12 protein-coding genes are annotated in these 19,117 nt (G+C 61.0%); 3 read left to right on the forward strand and 9 right to left on the reverse strand.

The annotated features are described in order from the left end of the window. The first annotated feature begins 255 nt into the window (after positions 1-255). Complete coding sequence (locus BM026_RS01000) at positions 256-1,581, forward strand: type II toxin-antitoxin system HipA family toxin (protein ID WP_093527135.1); 1,326 nt, start codon at positions 256-258, stop codon at positions 1,579-1,581. Further along, on the forward strand, positions 1,578-1,853 hold the full coding sequence (locus BM026_RS01005; protein ID WP_092241585.1) for a helix-turn-helix domain-containing protein: 276 nt from the start codon (positions 1,578-1,580) through the stop codon (positions 1,851-1,853). The genes BM026_RS01000 and BM026_RS01005 overlap by 4 nt, the downstream gene beginning before the upstream one ends. 70 nt (positions 1,854-1,923) lie before the next feature. Here the strand turns inward: BM026_RS01005 and BM026_RS01010 are convergent, their stop codons facing one another. Genes BM026_RS01010 through BM026_RS01020 form a run of 3 tightly spaced genes read right to left on the reverse strand, consistent with a single transcriptional unit; the run spans position 1,924 to position 3,687 of the window. Then, positions 1,924-2,595 carry a GNAT family N-acetyltransferase gene (locus BM026_RS01010; protein ID WP_093527137.1) on the reverse strand — a complete coding sequence of 224 codons (672 nt, stop codon included), beginning with the start codon at positions 2,593-2,595 and terminating at the stop codon, positions 1,924-1,926. A gap of 10 nt (positions 2,596-2,605) precedes the next feature. Next, a complete protein-coding gene (locus BM026_RS01015; RefSeq protein WP_093514226.1) occupies positions 2,606-3,052 on the reverse strand; it encodes a GNAT family N-acetyltransferase in 447 nt (148 codons plus the stop codon). Continuing rightward, complete coding sequence (locus BM026_RS01020; RefSeq protein ID WP_093527139.1) at positions 3,049-3,687, reverse strand: FMN-binding negative transcriptional regulator; 639 nt, start codon at positions 3,685-3,687, stop codon at positions 3,049-3,051. Before BM026_RS01020 ends, BM026_RS01015 begins: the two co-directional genes overlap by 4 nt. Before the next feature lie 87 nt (positions 3,688-3,774). Here BM026_RS01020 and BM026_RS01025 point away from each other — a divergent pair, with 87 nt between their 5' ends. Beyond that, positions 3,775-5,319 (forward strand): MocR-like pyridoxine biosynthesis transcription factor PdxR, encoded by a 1,545-nt coding sequence (locus BM026_RS01025; protein ID WP_093527141.1) that lies wholly within the window; start codon positions 3,775-3,777, stop codon positions 5,317-5,319. Between the two features lie 7 nt (positions 5,320-5,326). Here the strand turns inward: BM026_RS01025 and BM026_RS01030 are convergent, their stop codons facing one another. From BM026_RS01030 to BM026_RS01055, 6 genes are all read right to left on the reverse strand, one after another. Continuing rightward, complete coding sequence (locus BM026_RS01030) at positions 5,327-9,982, reverse strand: dermonecrotic toxin domain-containing protein (protein ID WP_093527143.1); 4,656 nt, start codon at positions 9,980-9,982, stop codon at positions 5,327-5,329. A gap of 96 nt (positions 9,983-10,078) precedes the next feature. Further along, positions 10,079-14,557: a hypothetical protein gene (locus BM026_RS01035; protein ID WP_371914401.1), complete on the reverse strand. Its 4,479-nt coding sequence runs from the start codon at positions 14,555-14,557 to the stop codon at positions 10,079-10,081. Positions 14,558-14,773: 216 nt separating this feature from the next. Next, on the reverse strand, positions 14,774-15,865 hold the full coding sequence (locus BM026_RS01040) for a polyamine ABC transporter substrate-binding protein (RefSeq protein WP_092241597.1): 1,092 nt from the start codon (positions 15,863-15,865) through the stop codon (positions 14,774-14,776). Continuing rightward, entirely contained in the window at positions 15,862-16,896 is a 1,035-nt protein-coding gene (locus BM026_RS01045) for a histone deacetylase family protein (protein ID WP_093514221.1), read from the reverse strand. Before BM026_RS01045 ends, BM026_RS01040 begins: the two co-directional genes overlap by 4 nt. 131 nt (positions 16,897-17,027) lie before the next feature. Next, positions 17,028-18,020: an AraC family transcriptional regulator gene (locus BM026_RS01050; RefSeq protein WP_093527147.1), complete on the reverse strand. Its 993-nt coding sequence runs from the start codon at positions 18,018-18,020 to the stop codon at positions 17,028-17,030. A 51-nt stretch (positions 18,021-18,071) separates the two neighbouring features. Continuing rightward, on the reverse strand, positions 18,072-19,049 hold the full coding sequence (locus BM026_RS01055) for an asparaginase (RefSeq protein ID WP_093527149.1): 978 nt from the start codon (positions 19,047-19,049) through the stop codon (positions 18,072-18,074). Positions 19,050-19,117 lie beyond the last annotated feature (68 nt).

The raw sequence follows: 19,117 nt of genomic DNA on the forward strand, positions 1-19,117 counted from the left end.
AAATCCCAACCTCTGATGAATGAGGCCGGGAATTTAGCGAGATGGTGTGGTGATAACTGTCAGGCCATCGACCCCTGGTTTGCGGGAGTTGTCTCTAGTGATGCGCGATTAAAAACTGATCCTACTTTGGTCGGTGCTTTTTGAATCTGCATTTTATTGCGTTCATAGGGGGTGCATGGGTTCCATATCTGCACTATATTGCAATTTCAGTTCGCTTTTTCAGCTGGTGAATGCATTAAATTGCAGGTGAGAGCCATGGTCCGTCTGACATTACAAATCTACGCCGAAGGAAAATGGCAGGACGCCATGCTCCTGACAGTCGATACGCCGCAACTGGGTTTCGAAAGTCGGTGCAGTTTTGGTTATGACCAGCGCTATCTGGTGGAACACCTTGATGAAATGGCGACGCCCTTCGCCACCTCCGTGAGTGCCAGGTTCCCACTGCAATGGGAGGGTGGGAGAGCCCAGAGTGCTCCTGCTTTTGTACATGACATCGCACCGGCGGGTGCCGCTAAACGGTTTCTGATGGCGCGTATTGGTGGGGATAAGCCGGCTGACGTCAGTGCAGACCTTTTTCTGTTGATGCGCAGTACGCCTGCCCCCATTGGCCATATGCGAATCAAAGAATCGATTGAGGCTTTGGACGATCGAACCCCCATGGGGTTTGAACGTGATGAGGTTGTCCGACGGGACAACCGTTTCCTTGAGTATGCCTATGAGCAAGGCGCAGCCATCGGTGGGGCCACGGGCGCGGGCGGGGAGGCGCCAAAGTTACTGCTGACAGAAAACCAGGATGGGTTGCTATTTCCGGATGCGGTGCTGGACGACAAGCAGGTCAAGCAGCATTGGTTTGTGAAATTTGCACGCAACAAAGGCACGCAGACAGATCAGGACATTCTGCGTAGTGAATTCCACTACTACAAAGCCTTGCAGACCTTGGGTATTGATACTGTGGCGAAGTCGGGGTTGTCGCTGGAGGAGGCGAGCAAGCCCAGTGTGTGGATGCACCGTTTTGATCGACGCGTCACTGCGCAGGGGGTTGAACGCTATGCCGTGGAGTCAATCTACTCTTTGGCGGGTGTCTCGGTGCCTGGCAGCGCCATGGCGCATCGCGAGGTTGTCACGTTGTTGGTTGAATTGTGGCGAGAGGCTGGTCAGTCCAATCAAGTACCGGCGTTGGTCTCTGAGTACCTCAAGCGCGATCTTTTGAACAAAATCCTCGGCAACTCGGACAACCATGGTCGCAATACCTCGATCATTCGCGAAGTGAACGCCCTGCGTCTTGCACCCATTTACGATTTGGCGCCGATGGTAATGGACGACGAAGGCATCACGCGCACGACCAAATGGCCCAGGGAGCTTGAACGGGCGGGCGATGTGGATTGGCGGGGTGTATGTCATTTGCTGGGTGATCTTGTCGACAGCGAGAAGCTGTTCGAAGACCTGAGGGAGGCCGCGCAACAGCTTTCAGCCCTGCCAGACATACTCAATGCCAGCGGCCTGCCTGCAGTGACAATGAACCATCCCGGCATTGCGTTGAAACATCTGCCGCAGCGGTTGAAAGAATGGGGACTGAAATGAGCTTGACAGTCGAAGAACGAACCCTGTTGATTGAAAGCATTCAGGATGCCTTGGCAGAGGGCACGCTGGAAATCGCCGAAGCGGTACGCCGCTTGCGTACGGAAGTCACCGGCCTGCATCAAAGCCAGTTTGCCAGGATGTGCAAAATTTCCGTGCGCACTTTGGTGCATATCGAGCATGGCGAAGGCAATCAGACGCTGAAATCGCTGAATGCAGTCTTCCGGCCATTCGGATTGAAGATGGGCGTGGTGAAGGTTCGCAGAAGCCTCTAGGTAATGGCGCTAGCACTGAAGATCCGTGTGGGAGCCTGGCTCCCACATGGATCAACGCAGGTTTGACGATTCAGGCGCGACACTCCGCCAATGTTTTCACCTGCCCATCCCCGCGCTGATTCTCCTGCGATAACCACTTCTCAAACCCCGCTCCAACCTTGGGCCACTGCGAATCGATGATCGAGTACCACGCGGTATCACGGTTCCTGCCCTTGACCACCATGTGCTGGCGGAACACTCCTTCATAGCTGAAGCCCAACCGCTCGGCCGCGTATCTGGAGCGATCGTTGGCGTTGTTGCACTTCCATTCCAGGCGGCGGTAGCCCTGTTCGAACGCGTATTTGGCCAGCAAGTACACCGCTTCGGTGCTTTTCGGCGAGCGCTGCATGGGCGCACCGAAGGTGACGTGGCCGATTTCGATGCGGCCCTGTGCGGGAACGATGGACATCAGGCTGAGAAGCCCCTGTACCTGGCCGGTCTGGCGGTCGATCACGCAGAAGAAATACGGGTCGCTGTGGGCCGCGTGGTTGTTCAGCCAGTCATTGAAGGCGCTGCGCTCCGGGAAGGGGCCGTATGGCAAGTAGTCCCACAGCTTGGGGTCGGCACCGGGGCCCTGGAGGGCCTGGAACAATTCGTCGCCATGGCGGGCCGGGTCGAGTTTTTCCAGGCGGATGAAGCGTCCTTCAAGCAGTGTGACGGTAGGGGCCGGTGCGCCTTTCCAGTCGGCGAGGGAAGTAGTCATGCTGCGCTCCTTAAAGACCTTTGCGAAATTGGATGAACCCAGGGCGTTCGGCGATGCGTTCGTAGAGTTGGATCGCGGTGGCATTGGTTTCGTGGGTCAGCCAATGCACCTTGGCGCAGCCATCGGCCTTGGCGGTGGCGTAGACGAACTCGATCAGCTTGCGACCGACGCCGGTGCCACGTTGGGCCGGGTCCACCAGCAAGTCCTGCAGGTAGCAGGAATTCTCGATGCTCCAATTGGAGCGATGGTAGATGAAGTTGACCATGCCCACCGCTTTGCCGTCCTGCCAGGCCAGGGCCGAGTGTGTCGGTTCGCTGGCGTCGATCAAGCGTTGCCAGGTGCTTTGGCTGACCGCGTCCGGCAGTTCGGTTTCATAGAACTTCAAGTACGCCTGCCACAGCGGCAACCAGGCAGCGTGGTCGGCGGCGGTGACCTGGCGGATATTGATCGGGCTCATTCTGGGTCTCCTTGGGGAATAAAGCGGGCGAGGGTCTGGTCGCGCACATCGGCGCTGGTTGCCAGGCCAGCACGAACGCCGGCCATGTCGGCCGCGCTGCGGTTCTGGCTGAGTTTGCGTTTACCGATCAGGCGTTCGATCGGCAGGGCGAAGCCGACGATGGCCTTGAGCATGCCGTCGATGTAATCGGCTGGAGCGTCGCTGACCTTCCAGGGCTGGGCGCGGCCGCCTTCATGGCGATCGGTCAGCGCAGTGACCACCGCGAGCAAGCGCTCGGCATCGTTGAATACCTCGGCTTTGCCATAAGCGTGCACGGCGATGTAGTTCCAGGTAGGCACGACTTTGCCGTGCTCGGCCTTGGCCGGGTAGAACGCCGGGCTGATGTAGGCCTCGGCACCGGCAAAGATCACCAGCGCTTCGCTGCCGTTCTGCAGGTCTTTCCACTGCGGATTGGCTTTGGCCAGGTGCCCGTAGAGCATGCCGTTGGGGCCTTCATCCGGGTTGAGCAGCAAGGGCAAGTGACTGGCTTGCAGGCCTTGCTCGCCAAAGGTCACCAACTGCGCCAGGCGGGTGTGCTGGATCAGTTGCTGCAATTCGGGCAAATCGTCGAGGGCAAAGGCGCGAGGTGTGTACATGGAAAAATTCCTTGGCGAATGCCTGCATCCTAGGCAGGCTAATGGCTCGTTGAAAGAGCCATCTGGCACCCATTTCATAGGTCCAATATGTCGCCTGTCTCGCCGCCACTGTCGTTCAACCCCACTGGTATTGAACTGGATCGCCGCCAAGGCCTGACGCGCCAGCTGTATGACGCCCTGCGCCAGCGGGTGCTGGACGGTCGGTTGGTCAGCGGGACGCGCCTTCCCGCCACCCGTGACCTGGCGACGGCGTTGTCGATTTCCCGCAACAGCGTGGTACGCGCCTACGATCAGCTGTATGCAGAAGGGTTTATTGAAAGTCGGGTCGGCGATGGCACCTATGTCGCCCAATTGCCCACCGCAAAAAAACTATCCACAAAAGTATCCACAGGGTTTTCAACAGGCTTATCCCCAGCCTTATCCACAAAGTGGACGGATTTGCCGGAAGACCTGGACAGTGAAGTTATCCACAGCGCGGGCTTGGCACGGATAAAAACCAACCACCTGTCTCTGCCTCCAGCCGGCCCGCCACGGGCATTTCGCGTGGGTGTGCCAGCCTTCGATCTGTTCCCGTTCGAGGTCTGGGCCAAGCTGAACGGGGCCTTCTGGCGCAAGCCGGACCTGGAGCTGCTGTGCTACGGCGACCCCGCGGGCGACGGCCGACTGCGGGGCCTGATTGCCGCCTACTTGCGCAGCTCACGAGGCATGCAGTGCACGGCTGAACAAATAGTGATCACCAGTGGCGCGCAGCAGGCAATCAGCCTTTGTGCACAGTTGCTGGTGGAGCCAGGGGACGGCGTGGCGGTGGAAAACCCCGGCTATCGCGCGGCGGGGCATGCGTTCGCCCTGGCGGGCGGCAAATTGCACGGCGTGCCGGTGGATGGCGAGGGTATTGATTGCCAGGTGCTCAATAGCCTGGAGGATTGTCGAGTGGCTTACGTCACGCCTTCCCACCAGTATCCGATGGGTGTGGTGATGAGCCTGGCGCGCCGCCTGGAACTGCTGGCCTGGGCCGAGCGCACAGGCGGTTGGATCATCGAGGACGACTACGACGGCGAGTACCGCTACAGCGGTGCACCGTTGTCGCCCCTGGCCGCGCTGGATCGCAGTGGGCGCGTGCTCTATGTCGGCACCTTCGGCAAGGTGGCCTTTCCCGCGTTGCGCCTGGGTTACCTGGTCTTGCCGGCGGGCCTGGTGGATGCGTTCGCCCGGCGCCGTGCCGTCGACATGCGCCACTCCGAAGTCAGCACCCAGGCGGTGATGGCCGAGTTCATGGCTGCCGGGCATTTCCAGCGGCATATCCGCCGTATGCGCCGTGCTGCGCTGAGCCGGCGCAATGCCTTGCTGGCGGGCTGGCCAAGCGGGTTGGCCGGCGTGGGTGAACTGCCCAGTGTCGCGGCAGGGCTGCATTTGACCGTGCGCGTGGACAGCCTCGCCCGCGAGCAACAGCTGCTCGACCTGGCGCGGGCCGTAGAGGTTGAAATCAATGGCTTGAGCAGTTATTGGCTCGCGCAATCCAGCCCGCCTGCGGACCAGCGCGCCGGTCTGGTGCTGGGGTTCGCCGCCGTGCCGGAACCTGCCATCGTGCAGGCCCTGGAGCGCCTGCGTACGGTATGGCAGGGTGTTCACTGACGATGCATCAAGTGTTGAAAAACATCTCTGCGGCCAGTGAGGGGCCGATGGCGGCTCGCTCAATTTCAATCTGCTGCTTATCGTTCAGCCTGGTGTACTGAACGGCCCCGCCAAGTTTTTGTTGTTCCACGGTCTTGAAGTGGCCAGCGACAAAGTCCCTCACCTCTGCGTGCGCCGAGGGATAGTGAAAGTGGGCGTACCACAGCACGGCACGGGTCTTGTGATCGAGCACTTCATATTCGTCCAGAAAGTCGTTACGGCGTTTCAGGCGCTTGCGCGTGAGGGTTTTTCTCACGGTTATCTCGCCCTGCTTGTACAGCCACTCCACACGATCGGCCACAGGCGGCTGCTGCTTGATCATCCTGATACGCGTGCTTTTACCTTGCGCATAGAACTGCTGCACCGCGTCATTGAGCTTGCGCTTGAGTTCTGCGGCCTGGGGGTGGTCGATTTCCGTCAGGTTGCGCTGGGTGAGTGCATCTTCGATGTGCTCGATGGCCCGCTCCAGGGGCGGCACTTCCAAGTGGTACAGCCCTTCGACATCCAGCGGCAGGCGCCAGAGTTTGCCTGACTTCTCGAGCCGTTTGAGCACGGTGGGCACGCCGTCGAGAAGGGACTGGCCCTCCTTGAGGCTGGTGTCCAGGTTGACGGGTCGGGAGGTTGAGGGGCGGGAGCGTTCCTCGATGTGCTTGACCCAGACGGTCGGCGACTTTTCGTGGAAGGTGGCGATCACATTGCCGGTCAATGGTGCTATGACATCCACCAATGTCGGGTCCGCCTCGCGCGGTTCGCCCACGATCACCCCGTGAAAGCGTGTCTTGATGATTTTGCGGCGTGCCGGCGGCGCAGCGCGAGAAGGGCCTGGCTTGGGTTCCAGCGCCCTGCGTTCCCTTATCAACACGGCCAGGTCGCGAACCGCCAGCTGGTTGAATTGGTCGACAAGCTTGAGCAGCTCGTTGAGAGGCTCCCTGAGTACCTGATGGCTGGCGTCGGTGTGCAAATCACGCAGGCGTTGATCGGTGATCGTGAATTGGTCCACCAGGCTGTCGAGTGCTTCGATACGTTCGGGCAAGGGGCTGTCGGCTTCAGGCTGTTGGGTATCGAGGTAGCTTTGTACGGCGAGGTCGGCGTTCGTCACGATGGTGTTCAGGCGCGTGCGAGCCTGCAGCTGCTCCGGGGCGTTACCGCGCTTGATGCACAGGTAGCGCGAGACCATGATCTGTAAGGCCTTGAGGTCGTGCAGGCTCAGGCTGGGCAAGGCCTTCGACGACATCTGGATCACCTGTGCACCCGCGACGCCCAGCTTCTCCAGTTCTTTGAAACGCGAGTCGACATATTCCAGGCGACTGATCATTTCCAGGTTCAACGTGGACATTTCCTCGGCGAGGCGGGCTTTGTCCTCCGGCAAGGTGGCGGAGTCTTCGTCCAGGAGCGCAATGGTGCTGTTCAAGGTGTCTCGATAGGGCCGCAAGCGCTCCTCCACCGCGGACCGGGTGAGCAACAACTGCTTGTTCAAGTAGTCGGCCATCGCCACCTGATAGTGGGGAACCGTGTCGATGATGCCCAACGCCCGGAGCTGCCGGATGGGCTCTTCGTATTCGTCCAGCCGCCGGTTGACGTCTCGGATATACGCCTCGCGGCGCAAGTCGGTCGAGGGGCCCGGCTCCGAGCCGATGGCGGCGAGGGACTCCGAAAGCGCCGCTTGCTCGCTGCTTTCCCTGGCATCGAACTCGCTGAGGTGTTGCCTCAACTCGCTGATGCGTGACGGTTTCAGCTGTTGAGCGGTACGCCGGCGATTACGCAGGCCACCCCCGCGCAGGCGCAGGCGTGTGTCGACAAACCATTGCCCGGAGCGGTTGCTTACCAGCAAGGGGCCGGTACGCGCGGGCGCAAGGGGATCAACGATGACCACGTTATCATTTTCGTCCAGGTTGACTTCGAACCAACGCTCACCAACCGGTGCATACCACCGGTCTTTATCGGGATACAGGTTCAGGTAGGCCCCCGGTTTTCTGTTCTGCTCACCCAAGGTGGAGGGTTTCTCGGTCTTGAAGGTGTCCAGCCGGGTTCCCAGGCTCGAAGGTGCGCGGCTCAATGCGCCGCTGATGTGCAACGTGTTTTGATGCAGGGGGTAGAGGTCGCTGGCAGGCAGGTCCTGCAACTGTCTGGTTTCAACGGGCGCGGGCTTGGGCAGCGGTTGGTCCGTTGTTTCGGGGACGATATGGGGCAGGGTGTCGATGGGGTTTTCGGGTAGTGGCTCAAGGTCCGGTTTGAAGGGCTTGGCCGCAGCCTCCTTGGCCGGATGGCGCATCCCTATATGCAAGGCCAGGGCCATGCCCAGGTTGAACCACAGGTCGACAAGCGCGCTCCAGCCGTCGGCGGCGCTTGAGGGCTCTACACTTTCCTGCACCTGTTCCAGGTCTTCCATGATTTGCCACATCCAGGCGGCAACCCCCACGGTGGGGCCCAGGAAAGGCAGCGTGGCGTTGAAGATCCGCCAACCGGTCTGGCGAAACGTCGCCCAGCGTTTCTGGGTATTGGAAACCGACTGGCGGGCTGCCAGCGTGACCATGGCACTGGCGTTGGCCTGGAACAGCGCTGCGAGCGCGTCACCGCCCACGCTGTCGTCGCTCAGTTCGATAGGCCCGCTCATATGCACCGCCGTCACTGGTTCAACCCACACCCGCACCACGACCCACGGCGACGGCAGGGTATCGGGGAACACATATTGCTCGTAGTTGAAGCGTACGGCGTCGGGTAGCCAGGCAAGTACGGATTCGCGCAGCGCTCGATCCTGCTTGATGGCATCCAGCAGATTTTGCCTGGACGGAAACTGGGTCAACACCGGCTCCAGCAGCGGTCGGTACAACAAGCAGGGGCCACTGGCGGCGTTGAGCGGGCCGATCACGAACATGTTGGCGACCTCGTCGCGCTGAGTGCCCTTGCGCAAGGTCGGAACAAACGCCAGTGGGCGTATCACGATCTGCTGCCCGTCGACCTCCTGTTCCTGGCGCTGCACTTGCAGCGCCGCGGCGACGTAGCGGTAGCCCAACTCGTCAATGCCCTGCCGTTGCTGGATCTTCAAGTGCAGCGCCAACAATGGCAGTTGCACCCGCAAATGACTGGCGTACAGCAACTCCCGGTTCCTGGCCTTGATGGGATCGCCAAGCAATGTACTTTTGATCAGTGCCGGGTAGTGCTCGCCGATGTCGAGTGTTTCGATGACGTCCTTGAGGTAGCTGAACGTCATCCAATCGGGTGCCAGGGAGCCGTCATAAAACACGGTGGCTTGGCCTGTCGGCAGGCCGGTGAGGTTTTCCAGCGTCAGATCGATCAGGTTGCGCCGGGTGACATCGACCTGGCCGGGCAGGGCGAATGTTCCCCAGATCACCGGACTCTCGATGACCACCTCGATTTTTCTAGGATCAAGGCCCGCGCCTTCTTTGTGGGTGCGGATGTGCGCTTGCAGTCGCTGCAGGGCGTAGTCGCGCAGGGGCGGGATATCGTCCTGAAACGAACGGCCGTGGTTGGCCGTATGGATCTGGGCCAATTCAATGACGTAGCGGCTGTAAAAGGCGATGTCCTGATCCGAGGCATCGGTCAGCCAATCCGGTAATTGCTGGTGTATCTGCCGGATGTTGGACAGCGCATGATCGCTCAGGTTTTCGATACCGGGGAACACCCGCAGGAGCGGGGCAGGCATCTCGGGTGGCGGGGTAATGGAGCCGGGCATCAATGACTCCGCCTCGCCGATCGCTTCGATCTGCATGGTGATCAGGGCACAGGCCAGGCTGTCGAAAAAATTGTCGCCGGGCTCGTACAGCTGCCACTGCAGGGTAGTTCCCGATTGCAGTTGGATCAGCTTGGCCGGCAGCGCCTGGCCCAATTGCTCAAGGGATTCGAAGCGCTCGTAACCGCTGACCAGTGAGTAAGCGAGGATCATTGTGCGCTGGTTGTACTCGCCGACCAGCACTGCCATGTCCAGAACGCCGACATGTACGGTGCGGCCATCGCGTAACAGGCTGGTATCCACCAGGTAGGCACGGCTGTTATAGGGGTCGCTGGTGGCGCGTTGGGCGCGTCGCGGAAACTGGTAAAGGCCCCGTGCCATAGCACACTCAAGGACATCCCAATCCTCATGGACGCTGACGTTCCAGGCTTTGCGCAACGTATAGGCAAAGATTTGCCAGCGTGGCCATGTGCTGCCGCTCGACGCATTCCAGTAGTCAAGCTGATGTTCCTGGGACGCAACGAACAGCAGGCCGGCCAGTTCATTGATCAAATGGGCAATGGCGTCGATTTTCACGGGCAGGTGCACGGCGCTCGGTGACTCCGGGTTTAGCGTGAGAAAGTGCTCGCCTTCGATGTAGGTCACCGGGTTGGAGGCCAGCACCTGGCGTGCCAGCGCCGAGGTGAGGGACTCCACGTGGGGCCGCACGGGCACGATGCCCGATTTGAGTACCCGCCAGCGTGGCGTGACGACCATCGTCAAATCCGGGTCGATGTTAAGCCTCGGATACTGCTCGCGCAGAGCCGACCGCAAGATATCGGACGCCACTTCCCGGGTGGACGGTCCGGTGGTCAGTTGGGTGAGCAGTTCGTAGGCGTTGGTGGGGCGCCCGTTCAGGTTGTGGTTGTTGTTGGTGTGCGCGTGGGTGGGCATTTTCGGCTCCTTCTGTCGTTGACCCGGGCGAATGCGCACGGTAATGACAGAAGGAAGGTCGCGGATGGTAGTTAATTAACGGTCGACCCGGGCGGTTCAGGTTCTGCGCTTCTCGAAAAACAGCCGGCGGGCTTGCTCCAGGCTGATTTCGCTGAGGTAGAAGTCGATGCGCTGGGTTTCGCTCAGGCCTGTGGTGGTGTCAGCGGTCCGGCCCTGGCGTTGTTCGGCCACGGTTTTCAACCGCGCGGCGATGTAGTTTTTTGCCGGTGTCCAGGAGGCACTGTAGCGAAAGTGCGCATACCACAGCGGGCTGCCAGAGCTGCGCTCGGTGATGCTGTATTCATCGAGAAAGTCCGGGCGAGGGCCCTTGAGCCTGCGTCGAGAGACCGTTTTCCGGATTGTTATTTCATCATGCTCCAGCAGCCACTCGACACTCTGGGTGGTCGGCGGCAACTTCTTGTAAAGCCTGCGCACGTGATTGCGACTGCGGTTGTACAGCTCGGCGATGGCTGCTGTCAGCGCCTTGTTGACAGTGCTGGCCGAGAGCGTGTCGTCGTCGGTGATGTTGCTTTGGGTCAAGGCGCGGTCAATGGCTTCGACAGCCTGTTCCAGGCGCTGGGCTTGCTGGTGATAAAGAAATTCGATGCCCGTTGGTGTACGTGCCTCCTGGTTGGCACGCAATTCGGTACGACGATGGAAGTCGGGCAGTGTGTCCAGCAGGGCCTGGCCTTCGCTGACGGCGACGGACGTGCTGAGCGTGGGCATCGGTTTTTTAGAGGTGGGCAGCCTTTCGACCCAGACCCCCGGGCTTTTCTGGTGATAAGTGGCGATGATCCTGTTTGTAGTCGGGGAGCGGATATCCACCAGGTCGGTCTCCTGCCCGGCCGACGACAGCCGCGCTTCGCCGATGCGGATGCCATCGTAGCGGGTACGGATGAACTTGGTCAGGGGGCGCGGCCTCACGGGCGCCGGGGCGGGGCGCAACCTGAACGCATCTCTCTCGACGATCAGCAGTGCCAGATTCTGTGAAGCCTGCTGGCTGAACTCGCTGATGTGCGTGTGCAGCTGCCTGACCGGGTCCGTCTGTACATGTTCGGTAAAGCGTTCGGCAAAATCACTCAAGCGTTCGTCAAGCATCTGGAACTGACCGACCAGGCTGCCCAAGGTGTCGATACGTTCATCAAGGCGCGACTCACTGCGCTCCTGCAAGGTGTCGTTCAGGCATTGGACGACGATATCGGCGGCGTCGACAATCGCATCGATGGTCGACCAGGCCTGCGGGGCGGTGCTCAGTGTGTTTTGCGACAGGCACAAGTGGCGGGCGAGGGTGATCTGCAGGGCCTTGAGGTATTCGCGAGGATAATGCGGCAAGGTGCCCTTGGTGTCTCGGATCAAGGTGACGCCTTCCCTGGACAACAGCCGGAGTTCGTCGAAGCGCGTGTTCATGTAGTCCAGGCGCTCAAGCATGTCCTGGGTCAGGCCCATCATCTCGCGTGCGTCATCGAAGGGGCGTTCATCGGTTGGATTCTGAAGTTGGTCCAGCACCCTGCGCATCATGGGGGCAAAGCGGGTGAGGGCCTCGCGAATACCCGCGCGGGTGAATTCGATCTGTGCCTTGAGGTAGGTGATGGCCTTGGACGCGTAGTCCGATGAGGGCGCGAAGATATTCAACTGCTTGAGTTGCTGCAGGGCCGATTCATAGTTTTCGCGTTGATCGACCAGGGTCTGCAGATAGCGTTGCCGACGTGAATCGGCCGTTTCGGCGGCCCCGTTGGTCATGTCTGCGTGGGCTTTTTGCAGCTCGGCCTGTGCATCTTTTTTGGTTTTTTCGAATTCGCTCAACTGGGTGCGCAAGTGTTTCGCGCGCTCTTGCGCCAAGGCCTTGGCCCTTCTGGCTTTCAACGTAGGCCCGCCGCCGCGCAAGCGCAGGCGGGTATCGACGAACCAGTTGCCTTGGCGGTTGGCGATCAACAAGGGGCCCAGGCGCGACAGCTGTTTCCCATCGACAATCACGACATAGTCGCTTTCATCAATGATCACCTGGAACCAGCGGTTTCCCACGGGGGCGAAATATTTGTCCGCGACCTTGTAAAGGTGTTGGCTGGGGCCTTGCTCGCTGATCGGTTCGCCCAGGTTGCTGGGTTTCTCGACCTTGTAGGTGTCCAGGAACGCGCCCAGTTGCGAAGGGTTGCGGTGGGATGCACCGCTGGTGTGCAACGGCTGGGAGCGGTCTGCGGGGGTTTCAGAGGTATTGACGTCTGCGATCTTGCGAATGGTGGTCGATGGTTTTTCTTCGGGTAGTGTTGGCTCTATCAGCGGCCGCTTCGCAGGGGGAGGCAACGCCTCGGTGCGGCGAGTTACCCGGTGCAACGTGATCGCCATGCCCAGGTTGAGCAGCAAGTCGGTGATGGCATTCCAGCGTAACCGGTGCAGGGGGTCCTCCTCGGCGTCGACGACTTCTTGCAGTTGATCCATGACTTGCCAGATCCACGCCGCAACGCCGGCCGTGCGCCCCAGGAACGGCAAAGCGGCGTTGAAGATCAGCCAGCCGGTGCGCTCGAAAGTGGCCCAGCGTGCATCGGCATTGGAGACCGACTGCCTGTCGGCCAACGTGACCAACGCATTGGCATTGGCTTTGAACAGGGCGGCTAGCCGGTCGCCATCGAGGGTTTCCTCGCCCAACCGCAACGGACCGCTCAGGCTCAGCACCTTGGCAGGGTCCACCAGGAAATCCACCACCGACCAGGGTGACGGCACGGAGCTTGGGAACACGTACCGGGCGTAATCCGTGCGCACGTTGTCCGGCAGCCAGGCCAGCACCGATTCGCGCAGGCTCGGGGATTGCTGGATCGCGTAGATCAGATTGGCCGGCGAGGGGTATTGGCTCAAGGGGTCCTCGAGCAAGGGGCGGTAGAGCAGGCAGGGCCCGGCCTGCATATGGGAGGGCCCGATCACGAACATGTTCGCAACCGTGTCCGGCTTGCCGCTGGTGTTCCGACTTACAAAGGCCAGCGGCCGGATGACGATCGTATTGCCTTCGACTTTGTGATCGGTCGCGTTGTCTTGCATCACGGCGTTCACATAGCGATAACCCCGTTCGTCGATGCCGCCGATCCGGTTGAGTTTGCAGTGCAGCGCCAGCAGCGGCAGTTGAATGCGAAGATGGCTGGTGTAGAGCTGCTCGCGTCGCCACGATTCCGTCGGGTCATCCAGCAGTTTGCTTTTGATCAGCGCGGGGTAGGCGTTGCCGACATCAATGCCGGTAATCAAGGTTTCCAGGTAGCTGACAGTGAGCCACTTGGGTATTGCGCCGCCATTGCTTCTGCGCAGGGTTTTGTTGCCCAGGGGCAGGGCGATCAGGTTTTGCAGGGCCAGTTGCGCCAGGCTGAAGGTGGTGGTCACGGTTTGTCCAGGCACGGTGAAGGTGCCCCAGATGACGGGACTCTGGATCACGATGTCGAACTTTTCCAAAGCCAGGTCCCTGGCCTCTGCGTGATCTTTGCTCATCTGCAGTTTCAGCGCTTCGAGCGCGTACTGCTCGATCGGCGCAATGCCGTCATCGTAAGCCTGGCCTTCGTTCAGGCTATGCAGCGCCGCCAGATCCTTCAGGTGGCGGCCATAGGCATCCTGGTCCGAACTGGAGGCCTTGATGAGCCATTCCGGCAAGGCTTCCCTGTACCAGTCCAGGCCGGGTGTCTTTTGGCTGACAGCCTTGGCGGCAGGTGCCGTGATTGGCCCCGGCAGGCTTTGCATCGTGTCCGTAAAGTGCAGTGCACCGATGGCGTCGATCTGAATGGAGATCAAGATGCAGGCTTGTTGGTCGAAAAAGTTGCCGCTGGGTTCGAACAGGCGCCAATCGATTTTCTTGCCCAGGGCGCGGTCCGGCAGATAATTCTCCAGGGCATTGCCCAGTGCCTCGGTGGAATTGAATTTGTCATAGCCGTGCCCCGGCGCGTATGTAAGTAAAACTTCCTGGCCGTTCTGTTTACCGACCAGTACCGCGATCAAGCTGTCATTGAGGTGGGTGGCCTTGCCAGCGTCGTCGATCAGGAAGATATCCACCAGGCAGGCCCGGGATGCATAAGGGTCGTTGCGCTTGCGCAGATCCGGGTCCGGTTCAACGTACAGGCTGCGCGCCATGACACAGTCTTCATGGGTCCAGCCCTCCACCTTGTCCACATTCCAGAAGCTGCGAAGGGCGCTGGAGAGTTGATGCCAGTGGGGGACGGCATTGCCGTTGGACAAGTTCCAGTAATCGGCCTGTTGTTCCTGAAACCCGATGATCATCACCGGTGCCAGCAAATTGATAGTGTTGGCGATGTCTTCAATGCGCACGGGCAGGTGCACCGGCGGTTCAGCGATAGGCAGTTGGGTGAGAAAGTGTTCCCCTTCGACATACAGCGTCGGTACACCGAGTACTGCCTGTTTGGCCAGCACGTCGGACAGTGCCTGATACCGAGGGGGCTTGGCGATGATCTTATCGCCGACGATGTCCCAGACGGGCGTACCGACCACGGTGACATTGGGGTCTATATCCAGATGGGGATAGTTTATTTTGAGCTCGCGTCGCAGCAATGCGGCCGCCACCTCGCGAAAGGCAGGGCCGGCAGATAACTGAGTGATCAAAGTGGCTGTGGAGTAGAAGCGGGAGGCTGACGACGAAGCAGGCGATGCTGTGGTTGATGTCATAAGGGACCTGACAGGCATGGGTGGGCGACGCCCGAGGCTGAGCCCCGGGTGTTGCCATGCTAGGAAGCATGCCGTCAGGAAGGCGGTGTTTATCTATGGCAATCAGGTGCCGGACTTGATCTTGGTCCAGGCGCGGGTCCTGGCACGTTCGGCATCACGGCCCAGGGGTTTCAGGGTATAGAGCCCCGCCATCGCCGCCTCGGTGGGGTACAGGTTGGGGTTGTTGCGGATCGCCGGGTCGACCTGTTCGGTCGCATCCTTGTTCGGGTTGGGGTAGCCGACAAAGTCGCTGACAGGTGCGATCACCTGGGGTTGCAGCAAGTAGTTGATAAAGGTGTAGGCGTCCTGTGGGTTCTGCGCACCCTTGGGAATGGCGAGCATGTCGAACCAGATCGGCGCGCCCTCCTTGGGCAGGCGCATATCCACCACTACGCCGTTCCTGGCCTCCTTGGCGCGGTTGGCCGCCTGGGAGAAGCTGCCCGAATAACCCACGGCCACGCAGATGTCACCGTTGGCGATATCGGCCATGTACTTGGACGAATGGAAATAGGTGATGTACGGGCGGATCTTCATCAACAGCGCCTCGGCCTTGACGTAGTCCTTGGGGTTGCTGCTGTTGGGGTCCAGGCCCAGGTGCTGCAGGGCCAACGGCAGGATCTCCGAAGGCGAGTCGAGCAGGGCCACGCCGCATTGCTTGAGCTTGCTGATGTTCTCTTCCTTGAAAATCAGGTCCCAGCTGTCCACCGCAGCGTTGTCGCCGAGCGCAGCCTTGACCTTGGCCGGGTTGAAGCCGATCAGGATGGTGCCGTACATGTAGGGCACGGCGAATTTATTGCCGGGGTCATTGGCCTCGATCAGCTTCATCAGCTTGGGGTCGAGGTGGTTCCAGTTGGGCAATTGGCTGCGGTCCAGGGGCTGGAACACGCCGGCTTCGATCTGCTTGGCGAGGAACACGTTGGAGGGCACCACCACGTCATAGCCGGAGTTGCCGGTGAGCAGCTTGGCCTCCAGTGCTTCGTTGGTGTCGAAGATGTCGTAGACCAGCTTGATCTTCGGGTTCTGCGCCTTGAAGTCCTCCAGCGCCTTGGGCGTGATGTAGTCGAACCAGTTATAGACCTTCAGGGTTTTTTCTTCGGCGTGTGCGGTGCTGCTCAGCACGGCGGCGCAGAGCATAAGCGACTTGAGCATATTCATTGGGCGGCCCCCTCAAAACCTTCGAGCACATTGACGGCGTTGATGCCGATTTCTTCCACCGCGTAACCGCCTTCCATCACGAACAGCGTCGGCTTGCCCAGGCGTGCGATGCGCGCGCCCATGGCCAGGTAGTCCGGGCTGTCGAGCTTGAACTGGGAGATCGGGTCATCCTTGAAGGTGTCCACGCCCAGTGAGACCACGAGGATGTCGGCGCCGTAGTGTTCGATCTCCCGGCAGGCCTGCTCCAGTGCTGCGCTCCAGGTGTCCCAGCCGGAGCCGGCGGGCAACGGGTAGTTGAAGTTGAAGCCTTCGCCGGCACCTTCGCCCCTCTCATCGGCATAGCCCAGGAAAAACGGAAACTCGGCCTCCGGGTGACCGTGGATCGAGGTAAACAGCACATCGCGGCGGTCGTAGAAAATCGACTGGGTGCCGTTGCCGTGGTGGTAGTCCACATCGAGGATCGCGACCTTGCGGTGGCCCTGGTCGAGAAACGCCTGGGCGGCAATCGCGGCGTTGTTCAGGTAGCAATAACCGCCCATCAAGTCGCTGGCGGCGTGATGCCCCGGTGGGCGGCACAACGCGAACGCACTGTGGGCGCCGCCCTGGATCGCCTGTTGTGCGGTGAGCGCCACTTGCGCCGCCGAGTAGGCCGCCTGCCAGGTCCCGGCGGTAATCGGCGCGCCGCCGTCGAAACTGTAATAGCCCAATTGGCCGTGCAGGCTGGTGGGCAGCACGCGGCGCAGGGTGCGCGCGGGCCAGGTGTAGGGCAGCAGATCGCCGTCCTCGCCGTATTCGGTCCAGCGCGCCCAGGCGCCTTTGAAGAAATCCAGGTAGTCGCGGTTGTGAATGCGCTGCAAAGGCGCCAGGCCAAAGTCGTATGGCGCCTGCACTGGCCCCAATTCGCGGTCCTTGACCCGCTGCAGCACATGGTCGGCCCGCGAGGGCATTTCGAAGCAGGGCATCAGTTGCCCGTCCATCAATTCGCAGCGGCCGTGGTGCAGGTGGTGATCGTCCGAGTAGATCGTCAGCATTCTTGTTCTCCGCAGGCTGGGTCGGTGCATGCAGTCTTGCGGTGGGCGCGGTTCAAGAGAACGGCAGGAGCGGCCAAAAGGGGATGAATATGGCCAAAGTGTCTGTCCGTAATTCGCCCCTCAATGGCGCATCATGCTCGAAATTGGCTCGGTGCTACGCCGCTCCAGCGCACAAATGCATGCCGGAAACTCGCTGTTTCGCTGAACCCCAAGGCCTCGGCAATCCGGTAGATCGGCCACTGGTCCTCCGCCAGCAGTTGCTTGGCGCGCTCGAAGCGCAACTCGTCCAACAGCTCCTGGTAGCTGCAACCCTGGTCGTGCAAATGCCGGCGCAGGGTGCGCGCCGAGCAGTTCATCTGCATGGCCAGGCCTTCCAGGCCCGGCGCGGCGTTGAGTTGCGCGGTGAGCAACTGGCGAATCCTGCCCAGCCAGGCCTGGCGCCCGGTGAACTCCAGGTTCTGCTTGCGGCAGCGCTCGGCCATGGCGTGGTGGGTGACGGTGTCTGCCAGCGGCAGTGGCTGTTCGAGCCAGTGCCGGTCGAAGGCAAACGCGTTGGCGGTGGCCTGGAACTGCAACGGGCAAGGGAAGCTTTCGGTATAACGCGCGCAGTAGTCCGGGGCGTCGTACTCGAAGCGTGCGGCGAGCAGTGGCAGCGGCTGGCTCAGCAGGTCGTCGCAGATGACCTTCAGCGAGGCCAGGCACAATTCGACATTGAACATCTCAAGCGTCGGGTCTTCGCGATAATCACGGGCGGTGAACCAGACGCGCTGGCCATCTTCCTCCAGGCTCAGCTCGAAAAGTGTTCCCAACAGCGCCGGGTAGTGCAGCGCCAGGCGCAAGGCGTCACCAAAGGTGGCACTGGTGAGCAGGGCATAGCCGAGCATGCCATAGGCCGATACATGCATCTGCCGGCCCAGTTCCAGGCCGATATCCCGACGCCGCGCTACGGCATTGGCACACACGCGCATCTCCTGGTTGGTGGTGATGCGCGTGTCGGCGCGGCTCAAGTCCGCCGCGCAGATGCCGCTGCCAGCCAGCAGTTCCTGGGCCGGCAAGCCTTCGGCCTTGAAAGCGTTAAGCACCAGGGACACGGCGTTGAGAGTGGTCAGGTGGGAGTGCAGCATAGGGGACTTCCAGCCAGGGGATGGCTGGAAGGGAAGCAAGTTACAGGCCGGTCAGCTCAGCTCGCCACACAGGTCGAGTTCCACCAGGCGACGAACCTCGGCGGTCTCGAGCCCCGCACCGAGCAGTGCATTGAGCTTGCCGAACACCGCTTCGCGGGTCATGCCGCCACCGGACAACACGCCGACGCCGCGCAAACGGCTGCCCGCTTCGTACACATCCAGCTCCACACCGCCTTCATGGCATTGGGTGATCGCCACCACCACAACGTCTTGATCGTGCGCGCGTTGGAGGCTGGCCAGGAACGCCGGGTTGTCGCTCGGCCCGGTGCCGCTGCCGAAGCATTCCAGCACCAACGCCTGAATGCCGCTGTCGATCAGTGCATCCAGTTGCCCGGCGGCAATACCCGGCACCAGCGGCAGCACACCGACGTTGGCCACGGCTTTGGGCTGACGGTAATGCAGGGCGGCCGGGATCATTTCGGCCTGGGCGACGCCGCCATTGCGCTGCAGGGCAGCAAACGGGTGGCGACCGAAACTGCGGATTTTCGCGCAGCGGGTCGGCGCCATCAGCGCACCGTGGAAGAACAACTGCACGCCCGGCGCCAGGCCTTCGCCCAGCGCCGCCAAGGCACCGCTGACGTTTTCCCAGGCATCGCTGTCGGGCACGCCGGCGGGTAGCATGGAGCCGGTGAACACCACCGGCGCCGGCAGGCCGAGCAGTTGGAAGCTCATGGCGGCGGCACTGTAGGCCAGCGTGTCAGTGCCGTGCAGGATCAGTACGGCGTCGCAGCCGGCGTCCACCGCCTCAACCACGGCGGCGTGCAGGCGCTGCCAGTAGACGGGGGTCATGTTGGCGCTGTCGATCAGCGGCGACATTTCCTGGAAGCGCCATGCGGGCAGTTGCGCGTCGGCAAGCTGTTCGCGCATACGCGCCTCAAAACCTGAAGCGGGCGCCAGGCCGTTGGCGCTGGCCTGCATGCCGATAGTGCCACCGGTGTAGAGCACCATCACGTTGTTAGCTGGGGACATCGAATTTTCTCCTGAACGAAAAACGCCGCCGGGCCCAGAGCATGCCCAAGGCCGGGCGGCGTGTCATC

This window comes from Pseudomonas sp. NFPP24, assembly GCF_900112095.1.
In the GTDB taxonomy this organism is placed as follows: Bacteria; Pseudomonadota; Gammaproteobacteria; order Pseudomonadales; family Pseudomonadaceae; genus Aquipseudomonas; species Aquipseudomonas extremorientalis.